This window comes from Mycobacterium sp. 852013-50091_SCH5140682, assembly GCF_001665685.1.
GTDB lineage: Bacteria > Actinomycetota > Actinomycetes > Mycobacteriales > Mycobacteriaceae > Mycobacterium.
This window is the reverse complement of sequence record NZ_LZTB01000119.1, coordinates 28,467-45,210: the sequence shown is the minus strand read 5'-3', so window position 1 is coordinate 45,210 and position 16,744 is coordinate 28,467. Positions and strand designations below refer to the sequence as shown.

General features: G+C 62.5%; 15 protein-coding genes. 10 read left to right on the top strand and 5 right to left on the bottom strand.

The features are described from left to right. Nucleotides 1-115: 115 nt before the first annotated feature. The 3 genes from A5784_RS30705 to A5784_RS30695 all read right to left on the bottom strand — a co-directional run bounded on the left by A5784_RS30705 (nt 116) and on the right by A5784_RS30695 (nt 2,633). Nucleotides 116-454, bottom strand: a complete 339-nt coding sequence (locus tag A5784_RS30705) for a hemophore-related protein (protein WP_064948636.1) — start codon at nt 452-454, stop codon at nt 116-118. 195 nt (nt 455-649) lie between these two features. Then, nucleotides 650-1,516, bottom strand: coding sequence for a glucose-1-phosphate thymidylyltransferase RfbA (gene rfbA / locus A5784_RS30700; RefSeq protein WP_064948635.1), 867 nt, complete (start codon nt 1,514-1,516; stop codon nt 650-652). A gap of 202 nt (nt 1,517-1,718) precedes the next feature. Then, nucleotides 1,719-2,633 (bottom strand): sulfotransferase family protein, encoded by a 915-nt coding sequence (locus A5784_RS30695; protein WP_064948634.1) that lies wholly within the window; start codon nt 2,631-2,633, stop codon nt 1,719-1,721. 616 nt (nt 2,634-3,249) lie between these two features. Between A5784_RS30695 and A5784_RS30690 the strand changes: the two genes are divergently transcribed. The 8 genes from A5784_RS30690 to A5784_RS30655 all read left to right on the top strand — a co-directional run bounded on the left by A5784_RS30690 (nt 3,250) and on the right by A5784_RS30655 (nt 12,305). Then, nucleotides 3,250-4,044 carry a GAP family protein gene (locus A5784_RS30690; protein WP_064948741.1) on the top strand — a complete coding sequence of 265 codons (795 nt, stop codon included), beginning with the start codon at nt 3,250-3,252 and terminating at the stop codon, nt 4,042-4,044. Nucleotides 4,045-4,427: 383 nt separating this feature from the next. After that, nucleotides 4,428-5,162, top strand: a complete 735-nt coding sequence (locus tag A5784_RS30685; RefSeq protein WP_064948740.1) for a class I SAM-dependent methyltransferase — start codon at nt 4,428-4,430, stop codon at nt 5,160-5,162. 257 nt (nt 5,163-5,419) lie between these two features. Beyond that, nucleotides 5,420-6,220 (top strand): TylF/MycF family methyltransferase, encoded by an 801-nt coding sequence (locus A5784_RS30680; RefSeq protein WP_064948633.1) that lies wholly within the window; start codon nt 5,420-5,422, stop codon nt 6,218-6,220. Between the two features lie 134 nt (nt 6,221-6,354). After that, nucleotides 6,355-7,623 carry a glycosyltransferase gene (locus tag A5784_RS30675; RefSeq protein ID WP_064948632.1) on the top strand — a complete coding sequence of 423 codons (1,269 nt, stop codon included), beginning with the start codon at nt 6,355-6,357 and terminating at the stop codon, nt 7,621-7,623. Nucleotides 7,624-7,668: 45 nt separating this feature from the next. Further along, on the top strand, nt 7,669-8,676 hold the full coding sequence (locus tag A5784_RS30670) for a class I SAM-dependent methyltransferase (RefSeq protein ID WP_064948631.1): 1,008 nt from the start codon (nt 7,669-7,671) through the stop codon (nt 8,674-8,676). A gap of 92 nt (nt 8,677-8,768) precedes the next feature. Then, a complete protein-coding gene (locus A5784_RS30665) occupies nt 8,769-9,890 on the top strand; it encodes an NAD-dependent epimerase/dehydratase family protein (protein WP_064948630.1) in 1,122 nt (373 codons plus the stop codon). Nucleotides 9,891-10,229: 339 nt separating this feature from the next. Then, entirely contained in the window at nt 10,230-11,327 is a 1,098-nt protein-coding gene (locus A5784_RS30660) for an acyltransferase family protein (RefSeq protein ID WP_082945199.1), read from the top strand. A gap of 174 nt (nt 11,328-11,501) precedes the next feature. Further along, a complete protein-coding gene (locus A5784_RS30655; protein WP_197514929.1) occupies nt 11,502-12,305 on the top strand; it encodes a TylF/MycF/NovP-related O-methyltransferase in 804 nt (267 codons plus the stop codon). Here A5784_RS30655 and A5784_RS30650 read toward each other — a convergent pair whose 3' ends face one another. Together A5784_RS30650 and A5784_RS30645 are read right to left on the bottom strand one after the other, a co-directional pair. Continuing rightward, the gene (locus A5784_RS30650) at nt 12,306-13,535 is read right to left on the bottom strand and encodes a class I SAM-dependent methyltransferase (RefSeq protein ID WP_064948629.1); all 1,230 of its coding nucleotides are present in this window, start codon (nt 13,533-13,535) and stop codon (nt 12,306-12,308) included. 241 nt (nt 13,536-13,776) lie between these two features. Then, nucleotides 13,777-15,030 carry a glycosyltransferase gene (locus A5784_RS30645; RefSeq protein ID WP_064948738.1) on the bottom strand — a complete coding sequence of 418 codons (1,254 nt, stop codon included), beginning with the start codon at nt 15,028-15,030 and terminating at the stop codon, nt 13,777-13,779. Nucleotides 15,031-15,420: 390 nt separating this feature from the next. On the opposite strand from A5784_RS30645, the gene A5784_RS30640 reads away from it, so the two are divergent. Together A5784_RS30640 and A5784_RS30635 are read left to right on the top strand one after the other, a co-directional pair. Continuing rightward, complete coding sequence (locus A5784_RS30640) at nt 15,421-15,666, top strand: hypothetical protein (RefSeq protein ID WP_029370307.1); 246 nt, start codon at nt 15,421-15,423, stop codon at nt 15,664-15,666. A gap of 835 nt (nt 15,667-16,501) precedes the next feature. Then, nucleotides 16,502-16,732 (top strand): MbtH family protein, encoded by a 231-nt coding sequence (locus tag A5784_RS30635; RefSeq protein WP_029370308.1) that lies wholly within the window; start codon nt 16,502-16,504, stop codon nt 16,730-16,732. The last annotated feature ends 12 nt before the right edge of the window (nt 16,733-16,744 follow it).

Sequence of the window (16,744 nt, the reverse complement as noted above, 5' to 3'; positions counted from 1 at the left end):
GAGTATTGACGCTTGACAGTCGTTTTGGCGTGCGCACTGCATGCGCGAGAGCCCAGAACGCAGAGACGGGTGCGGCGCACATAGCGTGCACCGCACCCGTCTCGGGCTACCGCGCTCAGTACTTCACACAGCTGGTCAACATTTGCGTGAAGACCGGAAGAGCCTGCGCCGCTCCCTGATTGTTCTTGATCTGATTCAGCAGGTTGACGCGCTGGTCCCGCGGCGAGCTGAGGAACACCCGCAGGAACTGCTGGTTGGGCGGCGATTGGTCAAGGTACTGCGCGGCCATCGGATTCTCCGCATGTACCGCCGCCATCGCCTGCTCATACGTACACGGTGAATCGACCATGGGGCCGAGATCAGGCTGTGCGGATGCGAGACCCGCACCAGCCGACAGCGACAACGCCAGACCGCCCACCGCGACGGCGAGCGTATTCAGCGAGAATTTCTTCATTGTTCAGTCCCCTCCTCGTAACTGACAACATCAACTGTAGCCATGCAGCCAAGACCTGAAACCGGGCCAGCCGATCGGCTGAGCCAACACCAACTCATCAGCCGCAAACTCTTGCGCCGGGTGTAACACCCGTATCTGTTTATCTCTCAGAGTTTCCGGCGCGTTACCACGGTATCCGGTTACAGTGAGTGTCGGCTAGTTTCGATCCAACAATTCGAGCAGGTAACTGCCGTATCCCGATTTGAGCAGTTCGTTGGCCCGTGCCGCGAGCTGATCGTCGTCGATAAAGCCGGCCCGCCAGGCGATCTCTTCGGGAACACTGACTTTCAAACCTTGGCGGAGCTCGATGGTCCGCACGAAATCGCTGGCATCCAAGAGTGAATCGAACGTGCCGGTATCGAGCCAGGCGGTGCCGCGCGGCAGCACCTCGACGGAAAGCTGACCGCGGTTGAGGTAGGTCTGGTTCACCTCGGTGATCTCGTACTCGCCGCGGGCGGATTTCCGCAGCGACCGGGCGATCTCGATGACATTGTTGTCGTAGAAATACAGCCCCGGAATCGCGTAGTGGGACTTCGGTGTCGCCGGTTTCTCCTCCAACGACAGCGCCGTTCCGTCGGCCCCGAACTCGACGACGCCGTACGCGGACGGATTGGCCACCCAGTACGCGAAAACCGCGCCACCACTGACATTTTCAAACCGCTTCAGGCTCGTGCCCAAGCCGGGCCCATAGAAGATGTTGTCACCCAGAGCAAGCGCGACCGTGTTGTTGCCGATATGGTCTGCGCCGATCACAAATGCCTGCGCAAGGCCCTCCGGCTCGTTCTGCACGGCGTAGCGCAAATTGACGCCGAACGCGGAACCGTCACCGAGGAGTCGCTCGAACGCGGGGGCGTCGGCCGGGGTGGTGATCACCAGGATGTCGCGGATGCCCGCCATGATCAAAGTGGAAAGCGGGTAGTAGATGAGCGGCTTGTCGTACACCGGTAGCAGCTGCTTGCTGACACCCATCGTGATCGGGTGTAGCCGGGTGCCAGAGCCACCGGCGAGAATGATGCCGTGCATGTCTATTCCCTTATCAGATAAAGCATTCGTCGAACCGGGCGAACACAAAGTCCACCATATCGTGGCAAGATCCGCGGAATACGGCGATATGGCGCCGCATCCCGCGGTCTGGGCCGGCCGACGTCGTGTGGCCACACACCCGGCGCGGCCGCACAGTGAATTGCGAAGGCTGACAGGTCAAACGGCAGTCATCAGAACCGTCTCAGACCCAGGTCCCCTTCCGTCGGTGAGCAATCGCGCGGAGTTCGAGGATCGGTTTGGCGATGGAGGGACGGACGAGCTTGTTGAGCACGCCGTCCTGATACCCACGGGAACAGTCGAACGCTTTGCGGAAATCGCGTTCGGTCGCCTGATATGCCTCGAAAACCCTGTCGAGCGTCGCCAGGTCGAGGTCGCCGTCCACGGCCGCTGCCCGCATCGCTTCGTACACCTCCGACACCCAGTCGGTGCCGAAGCGATCCACCACTTCAGCGCTGTGCCGCTGGCGGTGCAGACCCTGTGCCAGGAACTCATCGATCGGGGCCTCGTCGGCGGGTGTGAGGTCGACGCCGAGCGCAGCGGAGATCCGGTTGATCTCGCGTCGCCAGTCGTCGAGCAGATTGGAGTATTCGACGAACGCACGGGGCACGTCGCGCGTATGTCGCTCTGCCAGCAGATTGCCCTTCAGCCACAACGCACTCGTTAGCTCAGGCGTGGCTTTGACAGCAGCCCCCAGAGACGCGACAACCTCTTCCGGGTGGCGCACCGATATCACTGCCGCGATGTCGTAACCGGCCTGGCGTGCCGCCTCGAACCACATGCTGTGGAGCACACCGATGGTGAGCTCTTTGATCACCACAAGCGGCGCGGGGGGCAGCTTGTCGAGGAACTGACCGATTTCAGCAACGTATGCGGACTTCTCGTCGGCGGTGAACTCTCCATTTTCGAGTAGCTTGAAAGACGGGTCCCACCAGGCGCTTCCGTGGCGGTCGAGGATCGCTCTGTTGAGGAGCAAGGCTGCGCGTGGCTCCCAATAGCCACGTGGGTTGCCGGTGTCGGCGCCCATCATGCCCGTCGGGAGAGCAGCACCGCACAGTGACAGGACGCGGGTGAGCGCCGAAGTTCCAGACCTTCCCATTCCCAAAACGAACAGAATCACGGGGCGGGCAGACACGCGGTGTTGCTGGCTCGGCACAGTCATGAATGGTCTCCTTCGGATAGACGGATTTCACTGCGGGCGCGCGCTGATAATCACCGGCCGCTCGGCGTGTGCAACTTCGCTGACTGAACTTGTGGTCATTTGCTATCTGTCGAAAATATTGCCGAAATCGGTGGTGATCTATCGATGCCGACGGCAAGACGTTTCACCGAAACAAGGCCCAACAGGCTTGTCGCAGAGATCATCGCACGCATTCCGCCATCGCATGACGGTGCTGCGTCGACTGCCCCGGCTTGGTAAGAATATGCTATGTGTTCGGCGAATAGTGTTACTGCATCGAAAATTTGCGTTCAATTCCGAAGGATCGGTGACTACAAGGGGTTGCGCGGAGACGGTCCGATGGCGAAGGAGTGGTCGGAGGAAAGTTCGCTGAATGCAGGTGCGCAAACCTCGCGTCGTATGTGTAAACAGCGCAGCGCGGGGATTGCGCATTTCGCGAAGCGGTCCGTCATCCGTTTCCTGCGAGGTGAATCTCGGTTAGCCATGCACTTCGGAAAAGGCCAATGGACTACGGCGACACGGTAGCGTGGCGTCGGTGTGGAGCTCGGTGCTGGGACTGGCGCTCATGGGCGCGCTCAACCCGGTGCGTCTCGGCGTGACCCTGTTGCTCATCTCGCGGCAGCGGCCGGCGCAGAACCTCGTGGCCTTCTGGTCGGGTTGTCTGGTGGCGAGCGTCTTTTCGATTCTTGCGCCGTTGATCGTCCTTCACTTCACGCCGGGTCTGGCTGAGTTCACCGCTGACTTATCCACTCCGGCAACCAATTCCAGCGTCGGCCACTTCCAGATCGGGTTCGGTGTGTTCGCGCTGACCGTCGCTGCACTGCTGATGGCGCGGTCCCGGGCGCGTCAGGGCGCGAACGTGCAGATACCGGGGACGAGCAAGCTGATCCTGGCACTCAACCCGGGCTCTTCCGCTGGAAGTGCGGGAGCAGGCGGCGACGGTGCGGACGTCCCGTCGCGGTTCGGGTCCGCGGTTCGGCGCCTGATCGCCCGCGCCCGCAACGCCTGGGAGAACGGATCGCTCTGGGTGGCCTTTGTGATCGGGCTGGCGATGGGACCGGCGCCCGAGATCGTCCTACTCGTACTCGCCACCATCCTGACGTCGGGAGCCGCGATCGGGACCCAGCTCAGCACCGGCATTGCTTACATCATCGGAGTTCTGGGTGTCGTCGAAATCGTTCTCGTCAGCCACCTGTTGGCACCGATGAGAACTGAGGCCGTATTGCGGCGGCTGCGCGGATGGGCGCTGGCTCACCGGCAGCAGATCCTGGCCGTCATCTTCACTGTGATCGGTGTATCGGCTGTGTTGCGGGGCATGGGTCTGCTCTGAGGTTCCACCCGCCTGGCGTCGGACACACTGACTCAATTGCTACGAGACATAACGGATCTGGACAGTCGACCCGCCGACGGCGGCCGACCTGTGTTGATTTGCCTGGATTCGTCGTCGGGGGAGGTGAGCGAGCCAAGGCACGCACTCTGCTCGGTCAACGAGTTTGCTCTGGCGAGCCTGAGCCGCAGTGAGCGCTCACGGCGGGACTGGTGGTGCTGATGTGTCGATAGGGTATCTCTGTGATCTGCAACGATTCTCGTGATACGAACCGTCGTCACGTCGGCTGTCCATAGGATCACGTGACTATGGCCATGTTCCGATTGACATTGCTGCCGAAACCGCCGTTCATATTTCGCCGCTATCCGTACAAGGGCCGCCGGCGGATGCTCGAAGCGTTGGGGCCCGATCTCGCGCGGCCCGTGGTGATGGGTGCGGATGACAGTCCCCCGGAGGAGACCGCCATCGGCCGGATCTTCAGCGAGACCGAAAACGTGCACAAGCTGCGTCATTATCTGCCGATCTATGAGTCTGTCCTGGACAGGACCGAGCGGATGCTCGAGATCGGCGTCGACAGAGGCGGGTCTTTGCGCATGTGGCGCGAGTACCTGCCCAAAGCCACGATCGTGGGGCTCGACTTCAACCCGAAGTCTGCTCAGTACGACGCACCGCAGGATGACATTCACGTGCGGATCGGCGATCAAACCGACACCGCATTCCTGGGCCGGGTGCTGGACGAGTTCGGGCCGTTCGACACGATTCTCGACGACGGCGGGCATCAACCCAGTCAGATGATCGGTTCGTTCCAGTATCTGTTCCCGCGACTGGCGCCCGGTGGGGTGTATGCGGTCGAGGACGTTTGCGCCAACTATTGGACGGGTTACCGCGATCGCTCCGAATCGTTCATCGATTTCACCCGATGGCTGATGGATGCGATGCACGCCCCGTACATGAAGATGTCGTCGGTGTTCGAGTTCCAGGAGGGCCACCCGAAGCGGGTCAGGGAGGTGGAGGTGCCGTTGGCGGCAACCATCATCGACCGGATCGAGGTGTTTGACTCGGTCGTGGTGGTCCATCGAGCCGCTGAGCCGAAGCACTTGTCCCGGGCGGCTTTCCGATGAATTTGCAGCACTGACAGTTTGTTGTCTTTGTTTGCCACGGTCGCACTGATCAGTGATAGCCCCATATCGTCGATGAAAGCGTCGAACCAAACTCGTTAGCCTGTTTTGCAACTCGATGCGAAGTTCTGACGATCTCGCCGAAAGTCTCTCGGCCGCAAGGTCTGCCGTCGCTTCGGAAAAGTTTTAGCGCCCTGTTCAGGGCGCTAGTCTTGTCACCGGAGTACCGAATTGAGGAGATAAGGGGCACTTTTTTGACCGTGACCGACCGTGGCACTCGATCCGCCTATCTGGACCTGCTTCGGCAGGATCTCACCAGGTACGGGGTCGACGAGTTGGTGCCTGTGGGATGGGCTCGCCTGCACCGTCCTGTCTTCAAGTTTGGGAACCTCATGCTCGTGCGCAAGCGGCCGTTCGACGCCCGCAAACGCGACTTGGGGCTGGATTGGCCGGCCGATGCGCTGACCATGATCGGTATGCAGCGCCTGACGAGTTTGCAGAACTGCATTGAGACGGTGCTCGCCGAGGAGATCCCCGGCGATCTCGTCGAGTGCGGGGTGTGGCGGGGCGGCGCCTCCATCCTGATGCGCGCGGTTCTGGCCGCATACGGAGACCAGACGCGGCAGGTCTGGCTGGCGGATTCGTTCGCGGGCGTGCCGGCGCCGGACGCCGACAACTACAAGGCCGACAAGGGCGACAAGCTGCACCTGGCCGCTCCTATCCTCGCGGTCCCCGAGAAGGACGTGCGCGCCAATTTCGAGCGCTACGGTCTGTTGGACGAGAGGGTCCGCTTCCTTCCCGGTTGGTTCAAGGACACGTTGGCCGACGCCCCCATTGAGCAGATCGCGGTGCTGCGGCTCGACGGCGACCTTTACGAGTCCACGATCCAGGCGCTCGACGGCCTGTATTCGCGTCTGTCGCCCGGCGGCTTCTGCATCATCGACGACTACCACGCGATCGACGGATGTAAGAAGGCCGTCACGGATTACCGCACGAAGCACGGGATCACCGCGGAGATCGTCGAAATCGACGGTACGGGCGTGCTCTGGCGTAAGGAGTGACGGAGAGTCCAACAATTCCGGCGTTGCCGCGCTTACCCGGTCACGGTCCGCGCCTGTGGACATGACCGAGGGATGGCGCGTGCAACGCCGGGCGACCGGCCGTCACGGGAAAGACTGAAAGGCTTCGAACTGCGATGAAATTTGTGTTGGCGAGCTACGGAACGCGGGGCGACATCGAGCCGTCCATCGTCGTCGCTCGCGAACTGGTGCGCAGGGGACACGAAGTGAGCATCGCGGTCGCGCCGGATTCGGTCGGATTCGTCGAGGCGGCCGGGCTTCCGGCAGTGGGTTTCGGGTTGGATACGCGCACCTGGCTCGACGTCTACCGCAACTTCTGGACGTCGTTCTTCCACGGGTTCTGGAAGGTTCGGGAGCTCAGGGAACTCTGGCGTGAAATGTGGACGCTCAGCGATCAGTGCTGGGCCCAGATCAATGAGACATTGACCTCGCTGGCCGACGGTGCCGACGTGTTGATCGCCGGGCAGGCTTACCAGGAACCGGCCGCCAATGTCGCTGAGTACTACGGGATTCCACTTGTCACGTTGCATCACGTGCCGGTCCGGGCCAACGGCAGGCTCGTGACCATCCTGCCCGCACCATTGGGACGCGCCGCGATGACGGCGTTCGACTGGCTGACGTGGCTGCTCAACAAGAAGGTCGAGGACACCCAGCGGCGCGAACTGGGATTGCCGAAGGCCACCGGCCCGACCTCGCAGCGCGTCGCCGGCCGGGGAGCGCTGGAGGTCCAGGCATACGACGAAGTCTGCTTTCCCGGACTCGCCGACGAATGGGCGAAATGGAACGGTCAGCGGCCGTTCGTCGGGACGCTCACGATGGAGCTGGCGACCAGCGTCGATGAAGAGGTCACCGACTGGATCGCGGCGGGAACCCCGCCGATCTGTTTCGGGTTCGGCAGCATGCCGGTGGAATCCCCGGCTGACACGATCAGAATGATCAGTGCCGCCAGCGCACAGTTGGGTCAGCGCGCGTTGGTATGCGCGGGATACAGCGACTTCAGCGACGTGCCCCAGTTCGATCACGTCAAGGTGGTCGGCGCGGTCAACTACGCGGCGATCTTCCCGGCCTGCCGCGCGGTGGTCCACCACGGCGGCTCGGGCACGACGGCGGCCAGCATGCGAGCCGGCGTCCCCACCCTGATCCTGTCGATGGACGCCAATCAGACACTGTGGGGCGCTCAGCTCAAGCGGCTGAAAATCGGTACCACGAGGCGCTTTTCGGCTACCACGCAAGAGTCGTTGGTTGCCGACCTGCGTCGGATCCTCGCCCCGGACTACGCCGTGCGGGCGCGTGAGATCGCGTCGCGAATGCGCACGCCGTCTGAAAGTAACTACCGTGCAGCAGATCTCGTAGAGGATTTCGCTCGATTGAAAAGTACTGCCTGACATGGGCAACCGCCTCTCACACGAGAGTTGAACCAGGAGGGGAAAATGAGCGAGGTCAACAAAGAGTGCCGGGTGTGCGGTTCGGCCGGTCCGCATCGGACGATAACGGTCCGTGAGATGTACTACGGAACTCGGGAGCTGTTCGACTACTACATCTGCAAGGACTGCGAAACCCTGCAGATCGTGGATGTGCTCGAGGGGGAGGAACTCGCGCGACACTATCCGCGCAAGTACTACTCGTACACGGTGGCCGAGCAGCCCGGGTTGTTCCAATGGATGACGACGCAGCGAGACCGCTATGAATTGAACGACAGGCGGCAGTTCGTGGGCGCCCTCGTCGCGGCGTTGCCGCCGGGTGTCCGGTCACTGATCGGCACGCGCGATGCCAGCGGAGATGTCATCAAGATGCTCGGCGATCTGAATCTGGCGCGTGATGCGCGGATCCTTGATGTCGGCTGTGGCGGCGGTACGCTGCTCGACCGGTTGGCACGGGCAGGCTTCACCAAACTCACCGGCGCTGACCCGTTCATCGAGGAGGACGGTGTCACGCCGCTGGGCGTCCCGCTGCTGAAGCGATTCATGAACGAAGTGCCCGGCGAATTCGATCTCATCATGTTCAACCATTCGTTGGAACACGTACCGGATCCCGTCGAAACCTTGAAGGCCGCCAACGAGCGGCTCGCCCCTGGCGGCGTGTGCCTGGCGAGGCTCCCAACGACGTCGTCGGAGGCATGGGCCACCTACGGGAAACACTGGTGCCTGATCGACGCTCCTCGCCACACCGTCATCCCGTCCCGGCGCGGCATGGAGCTCGCCGCGGAAAACGTCGGCCTGCGGGTGGAGAAGACCATCGACGACTCCAACTCGTCGCAGTTCTTCGGCAGTGAGGCGTACCGCCGCGGCATTGCCCTGCCCGAGTTGAACGGGCTGGGCGCCATTTTCCGCAATTTCGGGGTGCGGCAGATGCTGGGTTGGGAACGACGATCGGTCTCACTCAACCGGCAGGGCCGCGGCGACCAGGCGGGCTTCGTGATGCGGGCCGCGTCGGCCTGAGCCGACCGGCGCCCACCGCGAGCGCCAATTCACTTGGCACTGAGGACATCTCGACATGACCGAATATGCACACGAACGGAAGGCGTCAGCTCATGTCTAAATCCGTACTGATCAGCGGCGGAGCGGGATTCATCGGTACCGCGCTGTCGCGCCGGCTCGTCGAGGCCGGTTACGACGTAGCGGTCATGGATGTCCTGCTTGCTCAAGTACACGGCGACGGTAAGGCGCTCGACCTGCACCCGTCGGTGCGGTTCTTCACCGGGGACGTGACCCACGCACCGGACTGGGATGCCGTCCTGCGGCTGTGCCGGCCTGACCAGGTCATCCACTTGGCGGCCGAAACGGGCACGGCGCAGTCGCTGTCGCAGGCGACCCGCCACGGACTGGTGAACGTGGTGGGCACCACCCAGCTGCTCGATGCGCTGAGCCGCGCGGGTCTCGTGCCCGAGCAGATCGTGGTGGCCTCGTCGCGGGCCGTCTACGGCGAGGGCGCGTGGCAGTCCGGCGACGAGATCTTCTACCCGCGCCCGCGCAGCCACGCACAGCTGCAGGCAGGTATCTGGGATCCTCAAGGGCCGACGGGGGAACCCGCCGTGCCGCTTCCGAGCCGTGCAGGCGTGACAGAGACGCGCCCGACCAACGTCTACGGCGCGACAAAGCTCGCCCAGGAGAATCTGCTGACCGCATGGACTTCGGCGCACGACACAGGTCTGAGCATTCTGCGCCTGCAGAATGCCTACGGGCCCGGCCAGTCGTTGACCAACCCCTACACCGGAGTGGTGCCGTTCTTCGCGCGCCTGTCCAGGCAGCTGCGTGCGTCGGAAGTCTATGAAGACGGCCGCATCGTGCGTGACCTCGTCTACATCGACGATGTCATCGACGCACTGTTCACGTCCGTGGTCACTCCTGCCGTCCAGTCGCGCTGCTTGGACATCGGATCTGGCCAGGGCATCACCATCCATGAGTTGGCGAAGAAGATCGCTGCCGTCTTCGACGCGCCGGAGCCGGTCGTCGTAGGGAAATTCCGGGACGGTGACGTGCGGGCAGCCAGCTGTGACATCGAACCCACGCTGAGCGATCTGCAATGGCGCCCGAAATGGGCGCTGGACGATGGGCTGCGCTCGCTGCTCGAGTGGATAGGTACACAAACCGAGGCCGGGGCAGAGGACAACGCCGAGTATCTGGATCGCGTGGGGGTGGAACGCGCCCGGTGACGTCAGCGTCAAGGTGCGCGCGAAACCAGTTTTAACGCCGGTGTTTTCGCTGCGTGCAGCGCGGCAACCAAATTTTGCCAGGGTGCCGCGGGCGAACGCTAATCGCAGCTGAGCATGGCGGACATATTGCCCAGTTGATTTGCGATATTCGTCGCCAAATGCGATGTGTGAAGCGCATTTTCACATAGACCCGAACGAACGGTGTGCGCCCGAATCCGCGAAATGCGCTCAGTCAGGCTAGAATTCGGACCCATTCGGTGCGGCCCAAACGCTAACGGTCCCTGCCGAAGCAACATACGATTGCGACGCAGCGCCAGGTGGGGACGACAGGCGGGGATGATGAAGCTAGCTCAGGTATTCGATCCGCGGAACAATGCGTTGAACGCATTCCGGTTAGCCCTGGCCGCCGAGGTCATCCTGTGGCATTCCTTCCCGGTGACGGGGCGGATGCCACCCGAGGCGGTACTGCAGGTTCTCTTCTCCGTGGGGGTCGACGGCTTCTTCGCGATCTCGGGTTTCCTCATCACCCGGAGTTGGCTGACCAACCCGAACATTCGCGAATATCTCATGGCCCGGGCACTTCGCATTCTCCCCGGCTTCTATGTCTGCCTGGCGGTCACGGCGTTCGTCATCGCCCCCATCGCGTTGGCGGCGCAGGGCGGTTCGGTCTCCAAGCTGCTGACGTCGTCCGCACCGATCGAGTACATCGTCAAGAACATCGGTCTCATCCCGCTTCAACGAGTGATCGGCGAGACGCCACACGGAGTTCCCGATGCGGCCGCGGGATGGAACGCATCCCTGTGGTCACTCATCTGGGAGGTCGCGTGCTACCTCATCGTCGCGCTGCTCGGTGTCGTGGGGCTCGCCAGTAAGAAGTGGATCTCGCCCGTATTCCTCGTGCTCGCCACGGCAGGCGCGATGTTGTTCCCGCCGCTGACCTATCCGGGGGTGTGGACCATTCCCCAGTTGATCATGCGTACCGGAATCATGTTCGCGGCCGGCGCTCTCATGTATCACTGGCGGGACGTGATCCCTGCCCGCTGGTCGATCGTCGCGGTGTGCGTGGTCATCGTGTTCGCGGCCGGGCTGCTACCTGACTACCGGGTGGTTGCGGGACTGCCATTGGCATATGCCGTCATCGTGTCGGGCGCACTCATCCGCAACAAGCGCATGACATTGCGTACGGACCTGTCCTACGGCGTATATATCTATGCGTTCCCCGTCCAGCAGGTGCTCGCCACCTTCGGCCTCATCTTCCTGAGTCCGATTCTGTTCTTTGTGATTTCGACGGTGGTGACGCTGCCGTTCGCGGCCATGAGCTGGTTCGTGGTGGAGAAGCGCGCGATGGCGTTGAAGGCCCGTTTCAAGCGGAAGGCCCAGATGCGCGCACCGGAACCGAGCCGCGCCGGCGATGTGAACGTCACTGGCAGTCAATAAGTTTGCCACGATGACTGGCATCGGCCATCGGCGCATATCGCCGATGCGGTCCTGCTCTGTCGGCATTAACCTGTTCTGCAGCTCGGTGTAGAGTTGGCCGAGCAGCACCGAGGCCGAAAGTTGTGCTGCGGCAAGCCCATCGGATTGAACGGCGGTGGGTCGCGCGCCTATGTTATGGTCGCCGCCGTGGCAACCGGATTGTCGACCAAGGCCCGCCTGACGATGCGCTGGGTGCGTGCTGAGTACTGGCTCGCGCGAAAGCTCCTACCCGACGTCTATTCCAACGACGCGCTGATCACCTTCAACACCCATGGGTTCATGGATGACCCGGCCTTTCGTCGGGCCTATGAGCGTGGTGCGCGCGCACTTGGTGAGGACCAGGACTGGTACCAGTGGCATTGGCGGGTACACGTCGGTCTCTGGGCGGCAGCCAACGCGAGCCGGCTCGAGGGCGATTTCGTCGAATGCGGCGTCAGCTACGGGTTTTTGAGCAGTGCCATCATGGAGTACCTGGACTGGAATCGGCTGGGCAAGACGTTCTATCTGCTCGACACGTTCACCGGACTCGATCCTCGCTTCGTCACCGCAGGCGAACGCGAGTCAGGCGCGCTTGAGGCAAGCCAGGCGCACCTGCGCGACGGCCTCTATGTCGACTCGGTCGACAGCGTGCGAGCCAACTTCGCGCAATGGAACAACCACCGCATCATCGTCGGAGCGGTCCCCGAGACCCTCGACCAGGTCGACACCGACAAGGTCGCCTACCTGCACATCGACATGAACTGTGCGCCACCGGAAGTCGCCGCGCTGCGGCACTTCTGGCCCAAGCTGTCGCCGGGGGCTTACGTCCTGCTGGACGATTACGCGAACCGCGGACGCGAGGAGCAGCGGGATGCCATGGACGAGCTGTCCGTGGAACTGGGTGTGCCGATCTGTACCCTGCCCACCGGGCAGGGTCTGCTCATCAAGCCTGCTCGGTGATCAGACCGTGTGCACCTCGGGCACGTAGAGGATCCACCGGCCGCCGTTCTCTTGGAACATCCGTTCCTTGGCCATGATCTCTTCGGCATGGTTCCACGCGAACAGCAACGCGTAGTCGGGGTAGGGATCGGTGAAGGCACCAGGCGGGCACACCGGAATCTTCGAGCCAGGTGTGACCCGACCCTGCTTCTCCGGCGTGGAGTCACACACCAGCGGCAGCAGGTCGGGCCCGATACCGCAGTAGTTGAGCACTGTGGCGCTTCTGGACGTCGCACCGTAGCCGACGACGCGTCGACCTTGGGAACGGATGTCGTGCAGCAGCGACACGAGGTCGGTCTTGATGCGGTCGACGTCGCTGGAGAACCGGACGAAGGCGGCTTCTTCCTTCTCGGCAAGCCCATCGGCCTTCTCCTGCGCGACGAACTTCTCGACGGCGGGGCTCGGCTCGAGGGCGCCTCGGCGCGCGACGGTATAGCGGATCGAACCGCCGTGGAGAGGCAGGTGTTCAGCATCGACCAACTCGAAACCGAAATGGGCTGCCATGGCCTGCACCGAGCTCACCGAGAACAGATAGATGTGCTCGTCGTAGATCTGGTCGAAGTAGTTGTGCCTCAGGATGTCGGCAAGTGAGCGGTCTTCGAAGACGAACAGGCCGTCGGGAGCGAGCAGGGTGCCGACACCCTCGAATATCGAGCCGAGGTAGGAGATATGGCTGAACGTGTTCGCCGAGAAGATCAGGTTGGCATGACCGTGCTCGGCGTAGATGTCGGCGGCCGTCTCGGCGTTGAAGAAGTCGGTGCGCACGTTGACTCCATGGGACCGCGCGACTTCCCCTGCGCTGGCAGCCGGATCCACGCCGAGGTGCCGCATCCCGGCTGCACTGAGAGTCCTCAGCATGACGCCGTCATTGCTTCCGATCTCGACGACGAACCCGTCCCGGCCGCCGGGGCACGTTTCGATGATGTGACGGGCGACGTCTTCGAAGTGCCTGCGGATCAGCAGAGAGCCGGATGCGCGGTACGGATAGTCAGCGCGATACATCTCGTACGGCGGCACGGTGTCGAGCTGTTGGACCATGGTGCACGACGTGCAGGCGCCGACTGCCAGCCGGAAAAACGGCACCTTGTCGGCGTCCTCGGGTTTGGCGAAGGCATTCGAGACGGGTTGGCGGCCTAAGTCGAAAACTTCATGTAGCTCGCCACCGCATATCCGGCATCTGTGGTCGGTCAAAGTTTCCCCCTGTCTCGCACGCTGTGCTCGCCGATTGTGGTCGACATCGTGAGCCTAGACCCTCGCCGGTGTCGGAAACCCGTTTCGCCAATGGCATTTCAATATTGCGACGGCCTACCGACGTTCGAATCTCGACGCTGCGGGATATCGCCGCTAAGCGATTTGCCATGGCAAACGTCGGCCAAAAGCTGGAAAAACTGCGGTGATTCGACGGCAGAGCAACGACTTCTGCGAACGTTGGTCAATGAACTGTGGCGCGCACCTTGTTCTCGAACAGGTCCGCCGTTTTGGCGATGCTGGCGGCAGGCGTCGTCATTTGAGTGGCGAGTTCGCGAGCGCGGATCTGATATTCCGGGGCCAGGATTCGCCGCAGATCCGCCGTCAGTGATTCACGTGTGGTTTTCGAAATACGGCGGGCTGTACCGACTTTCAACCGCCCGAGCTGATTGCCCCAATACGGCTGATCCGCGGAGCTCCAGAGTATGAGCGTCGGGACACCGGCCCGCAGGCTCGCCGCTGTGGTTCCCGAACCGCCGTGATGCACCACTGCGCGGCTCGCGGCGAAAACCGTCGCGTAGTTCGCCACCCCGATCACCTTCACGTGATCCGGGATGGCCACGTGGCTGAAGTCGGTGCCTCCGGCACACACCAACGCACGTTCGCCCAACTCCGCGCACGCCGCACTGATCATTTCCAGTGTTTCCGAGGGCGATTCGACGGGGATACTGCCGGTGGCGAAACAGATCGGCGGTGTCCCGGCTGCGATCCACGAGGCCACCTCGTCATCGCTGTCAGTCGACAAGCCCATGGTCAACGCTCCGACAAAAGGCCGTTGGCCGTTCCATCTTCTCCACTCCGCTGCCAGCCCGGGCACGCTCACCGCGTCGTAGGCCTGTATCTCCAACGAACCCTGGTCAGCGATCCGGCGCGGTGACGGACGAGTTGCCTTTGGCAAACCCAATTCTCGTCGCTGCGCATTCTCGACGTCCTTGGTGGAGCGCCACATCAGCCATTCGGTCAAGGTGCCAGCGGAGCGAACGACCGGCGCAGGCAGCATCGGGACCAGCCGCCCGTTGGGACGCATCGGGAAGTGATGCAGCATGACCAGCGGAATGTTGTAGAACTCAGCGACATTGGCGGCGGGTTGCTCGTAGTTCAGGCCGGTCGAGAGGAGATCGGCTCCGTCGGCCAGCGTCATCAGGGTGTCACTCGTCTCGCCCCAGTACCGCGCGATCGGTTGCCAGAGCTCCTTCAGCGAACGCACGGGATGACTCATCAGCTCAGACCAGAAGTTCCGCAGGAACTCTTCGCGTAGAAACGCCTGCAGCGGTGGGCCGTACGCGGCGCTCGAGAGGCCCGCCCCCTCGGCGAAACCGACCAGATCAGGGGGTACGGCCAGCTGAACATCGTGACCTCTGCGCTGCAATTCGCACCCGACGCTGACCGAGGGTTCGACGTCGCCGCGAGTTCCATAGCATGCCAGCACGAACTTCATGCGGGTCCCAGCCTTCCGGTTGTGGTGCGCGTCGAGCGGCAGTGATACGGCCATTATTGCTGGCTCTCGAACTGCCGCAAGGCTGTTCGGGCTCTCAGGCCCTGCCCATGCCGTGGTCGCGGGTATGCGTTCGAGCCGAGGAAGCAGTTTACGCGGAAGGCGGAAATAGCGCTCAGCGATATTGACGGGTGAAAAAGCGCCACGTCGTGTGCGATTGTTCGGGCCGCCGAGAATTCACGCCGACCAGATTATTCTGGCTCGACAAGTCGGGTATTTCCGGGCGGCGCTATGTGAAAGGCCTTGTCCGTCAATAGATGTAGTGCCGTGACAGCGGCATCGGGTGTCGGCTTACCTCGTTTCTGCGCTGTTCACGCAGGTATAGTCGGGCGCATGAACCTGGTCGAGTCGATCGAACGTGGCCTGGATTGGCTTGCCGAACCCAAGCGCCTGCCGGGGCGGTTCGAGATGGAGACCCAGCGCGGGCGGCGCCTCGAACTGGAGGTTGTGTCGTTCGCACTCCGGATGCCGATCGCCGGTGGTGTCACGATGCGAATCCCGGTGTTCCTGATGGTGATGCCCGCCGGCTCGTCCCCGATCGAAGGGTCGCACGCTCGCGCTGAAGAGGTCGACGAGTAGCTGTATCCGCACGCAGGGCGTCACGGATCTCACCCGTTGGCGCCCGTTCTTGACCTGCGCGTACGCCGTTCCGTTACGGGCTGCAGCGCAGCCGTAAGCCCCCAACGCATCGCGGGGCGATGGCGCGGCCGATCGTCCTGTGCTTGCCGTACGTGACTTGTGCCACATCAACCAAAGCGGCGGTGTGCCAAGCGCATCGCATCCGTGCTCTTGTCGCCGAACCACGATTTCCTGGGACTTTCTTGGTAGCCCGGGCTGGCGCGCGCTGTTTTCACGATCCGATCACTGTGGCTTCGAATGTTGCTAGATCCGTTCCGGCGGTGACGATCTCGGGGCGTCGTGGATCTGAGCCGGTGCGCGCGCGAAGTTCTGTGCGTGAGCAAGCAGTACTCGCAATGACACGGAGCCGTCGACACAGACCCCGAGCTTGTAAAACCGCACAGCGGATGCTGCGCTGGCTATCTGCCTGGGCTACAGCGGCGAGATCCTGGCCAGACATCTTCTTTGCATTCATATTGCGGAGGCCCACATGCGTTCATTTGCCAGAATTGCAATCGCCTTGCAAATTTGCTGCGCAGAGGGTCGGGTAGCCGTGCGGAGCTCACAATGCATTCACAATCTTGCAAAACTCGCAATAACCTGACGCGCTCGTGGATTCCGCTGACCTCGCTAAATCCGCTGATCAGCGGTCTGTGGCTAATCCACGGGCCCGCATAATCGGCGTCAGCCGGCGTCGTGTACAGCGGGAGTTCGAGGAAACCTCAGACGCCGCGATGCGGCCCGCCGTATGTTTGCGATATGTTTGCGATGTCCGCCTGAGCAGCCATGGAGAAACGTGAGCATCAACCCATTCGATGACGACAAGGGAAGCTTTTTCGTCTTGATCAACGACGAGGAGCAGCACAGCCTGTGGCCGGCGTTTGCCGACGTGCCGGCTGGTTGGCGGGTGGTATTCGGCGAGGCGGACCGCGCTGCATGCCTTGACTACATCGAGCAAAACTGGACCGATATTCGGCCGAAGAGCCTGCGCGAGAGGTTGGCGCAGGGCGGGGCTCTTGAGCGCTGAACCGCCTGGGTG

Excerpts from the sequence above, each read along its gene's own strand:
- A5784_RS30640 (WP_029370307.1), top strand. The coding sequence starts at position 15,421 with ATGAACCTGGTCGAGTCGATCGAACGTGGCCTGGATTGGCTTGCCGAA.
- A5784_RS30705 (WP_064948636.1), bottom strand. The coding sequence starts at position 454 with ATGAAGAAATTCTCGCTGAATACGCTCGCCGTCGCGGTGGGCGGTCTG.
- A5784_RS30670 (WP_064948631.1), top strand. The coding sequence starts at position 7,669 with ATGAGCGAGGTCAACAAAGAGTGCCGGGTGTGCGGTTCGGCCGGTCCG.
- A5784_RS30675 (WP_064948632.1), top strand. The coding sequence starts at position 6,355 with ATGAAATTTGTGTTGGCGAGCTACGGAACGCGGGGCGACATCGAGCCG.
- rfbA (WP_064948635.1), bottom strand. The coding sequence starts at position 1,516 with ATGCACGGCATCATTCTCGCCGGTGGCTCTGGCACCCGGCTACACCCG.
- A5784_RS30685 (WP_064948740.1), top strand. The coding sequence starts at position 4,428 with ATGCTCGAAGCGTTGGGGCCCGATCTCGCGCGGCCCGTGGTGATGGGT.
- A5784_RS30665 (WP_064948630.1), top strand. The coding sequence starts at position 8,769 with ATGTCTAAATCCGTACTGATCAGCGGCGGAGCGGGATTCATCGGTACC.
- A5784_RS30695 (WP_064948634.1), bottom strand. The coding sequence starts at position 2,633 with ATGGGAAGGTCTGGAACTTCGGCGCTCACCCGCGTCCTGTCACTGTGC.
- A5784_RS30645 (WP_064948738.1), bottom strand. The coding sequence starts at position 15,030 with ATGAAGTTCGTGCTGGCATGCTATGGAACTCGCGGCGACGTCGAACCC.
- A5784_RS30660 (WP_082945199.1), top strand. The coding sequence starts at position 10,230 with ATGAAGCTAGCTCAGGTATTCGATCCGCGGAACAATGCGTTGAACGCA.
- A5784_RS30655 (WP_197514929.1), top strand. The coding sequence starts at position 11,502 with ATGGTCGCCGCCGTGGCAACCGGATTGTCGACCAAGGCCCGCCTGACG.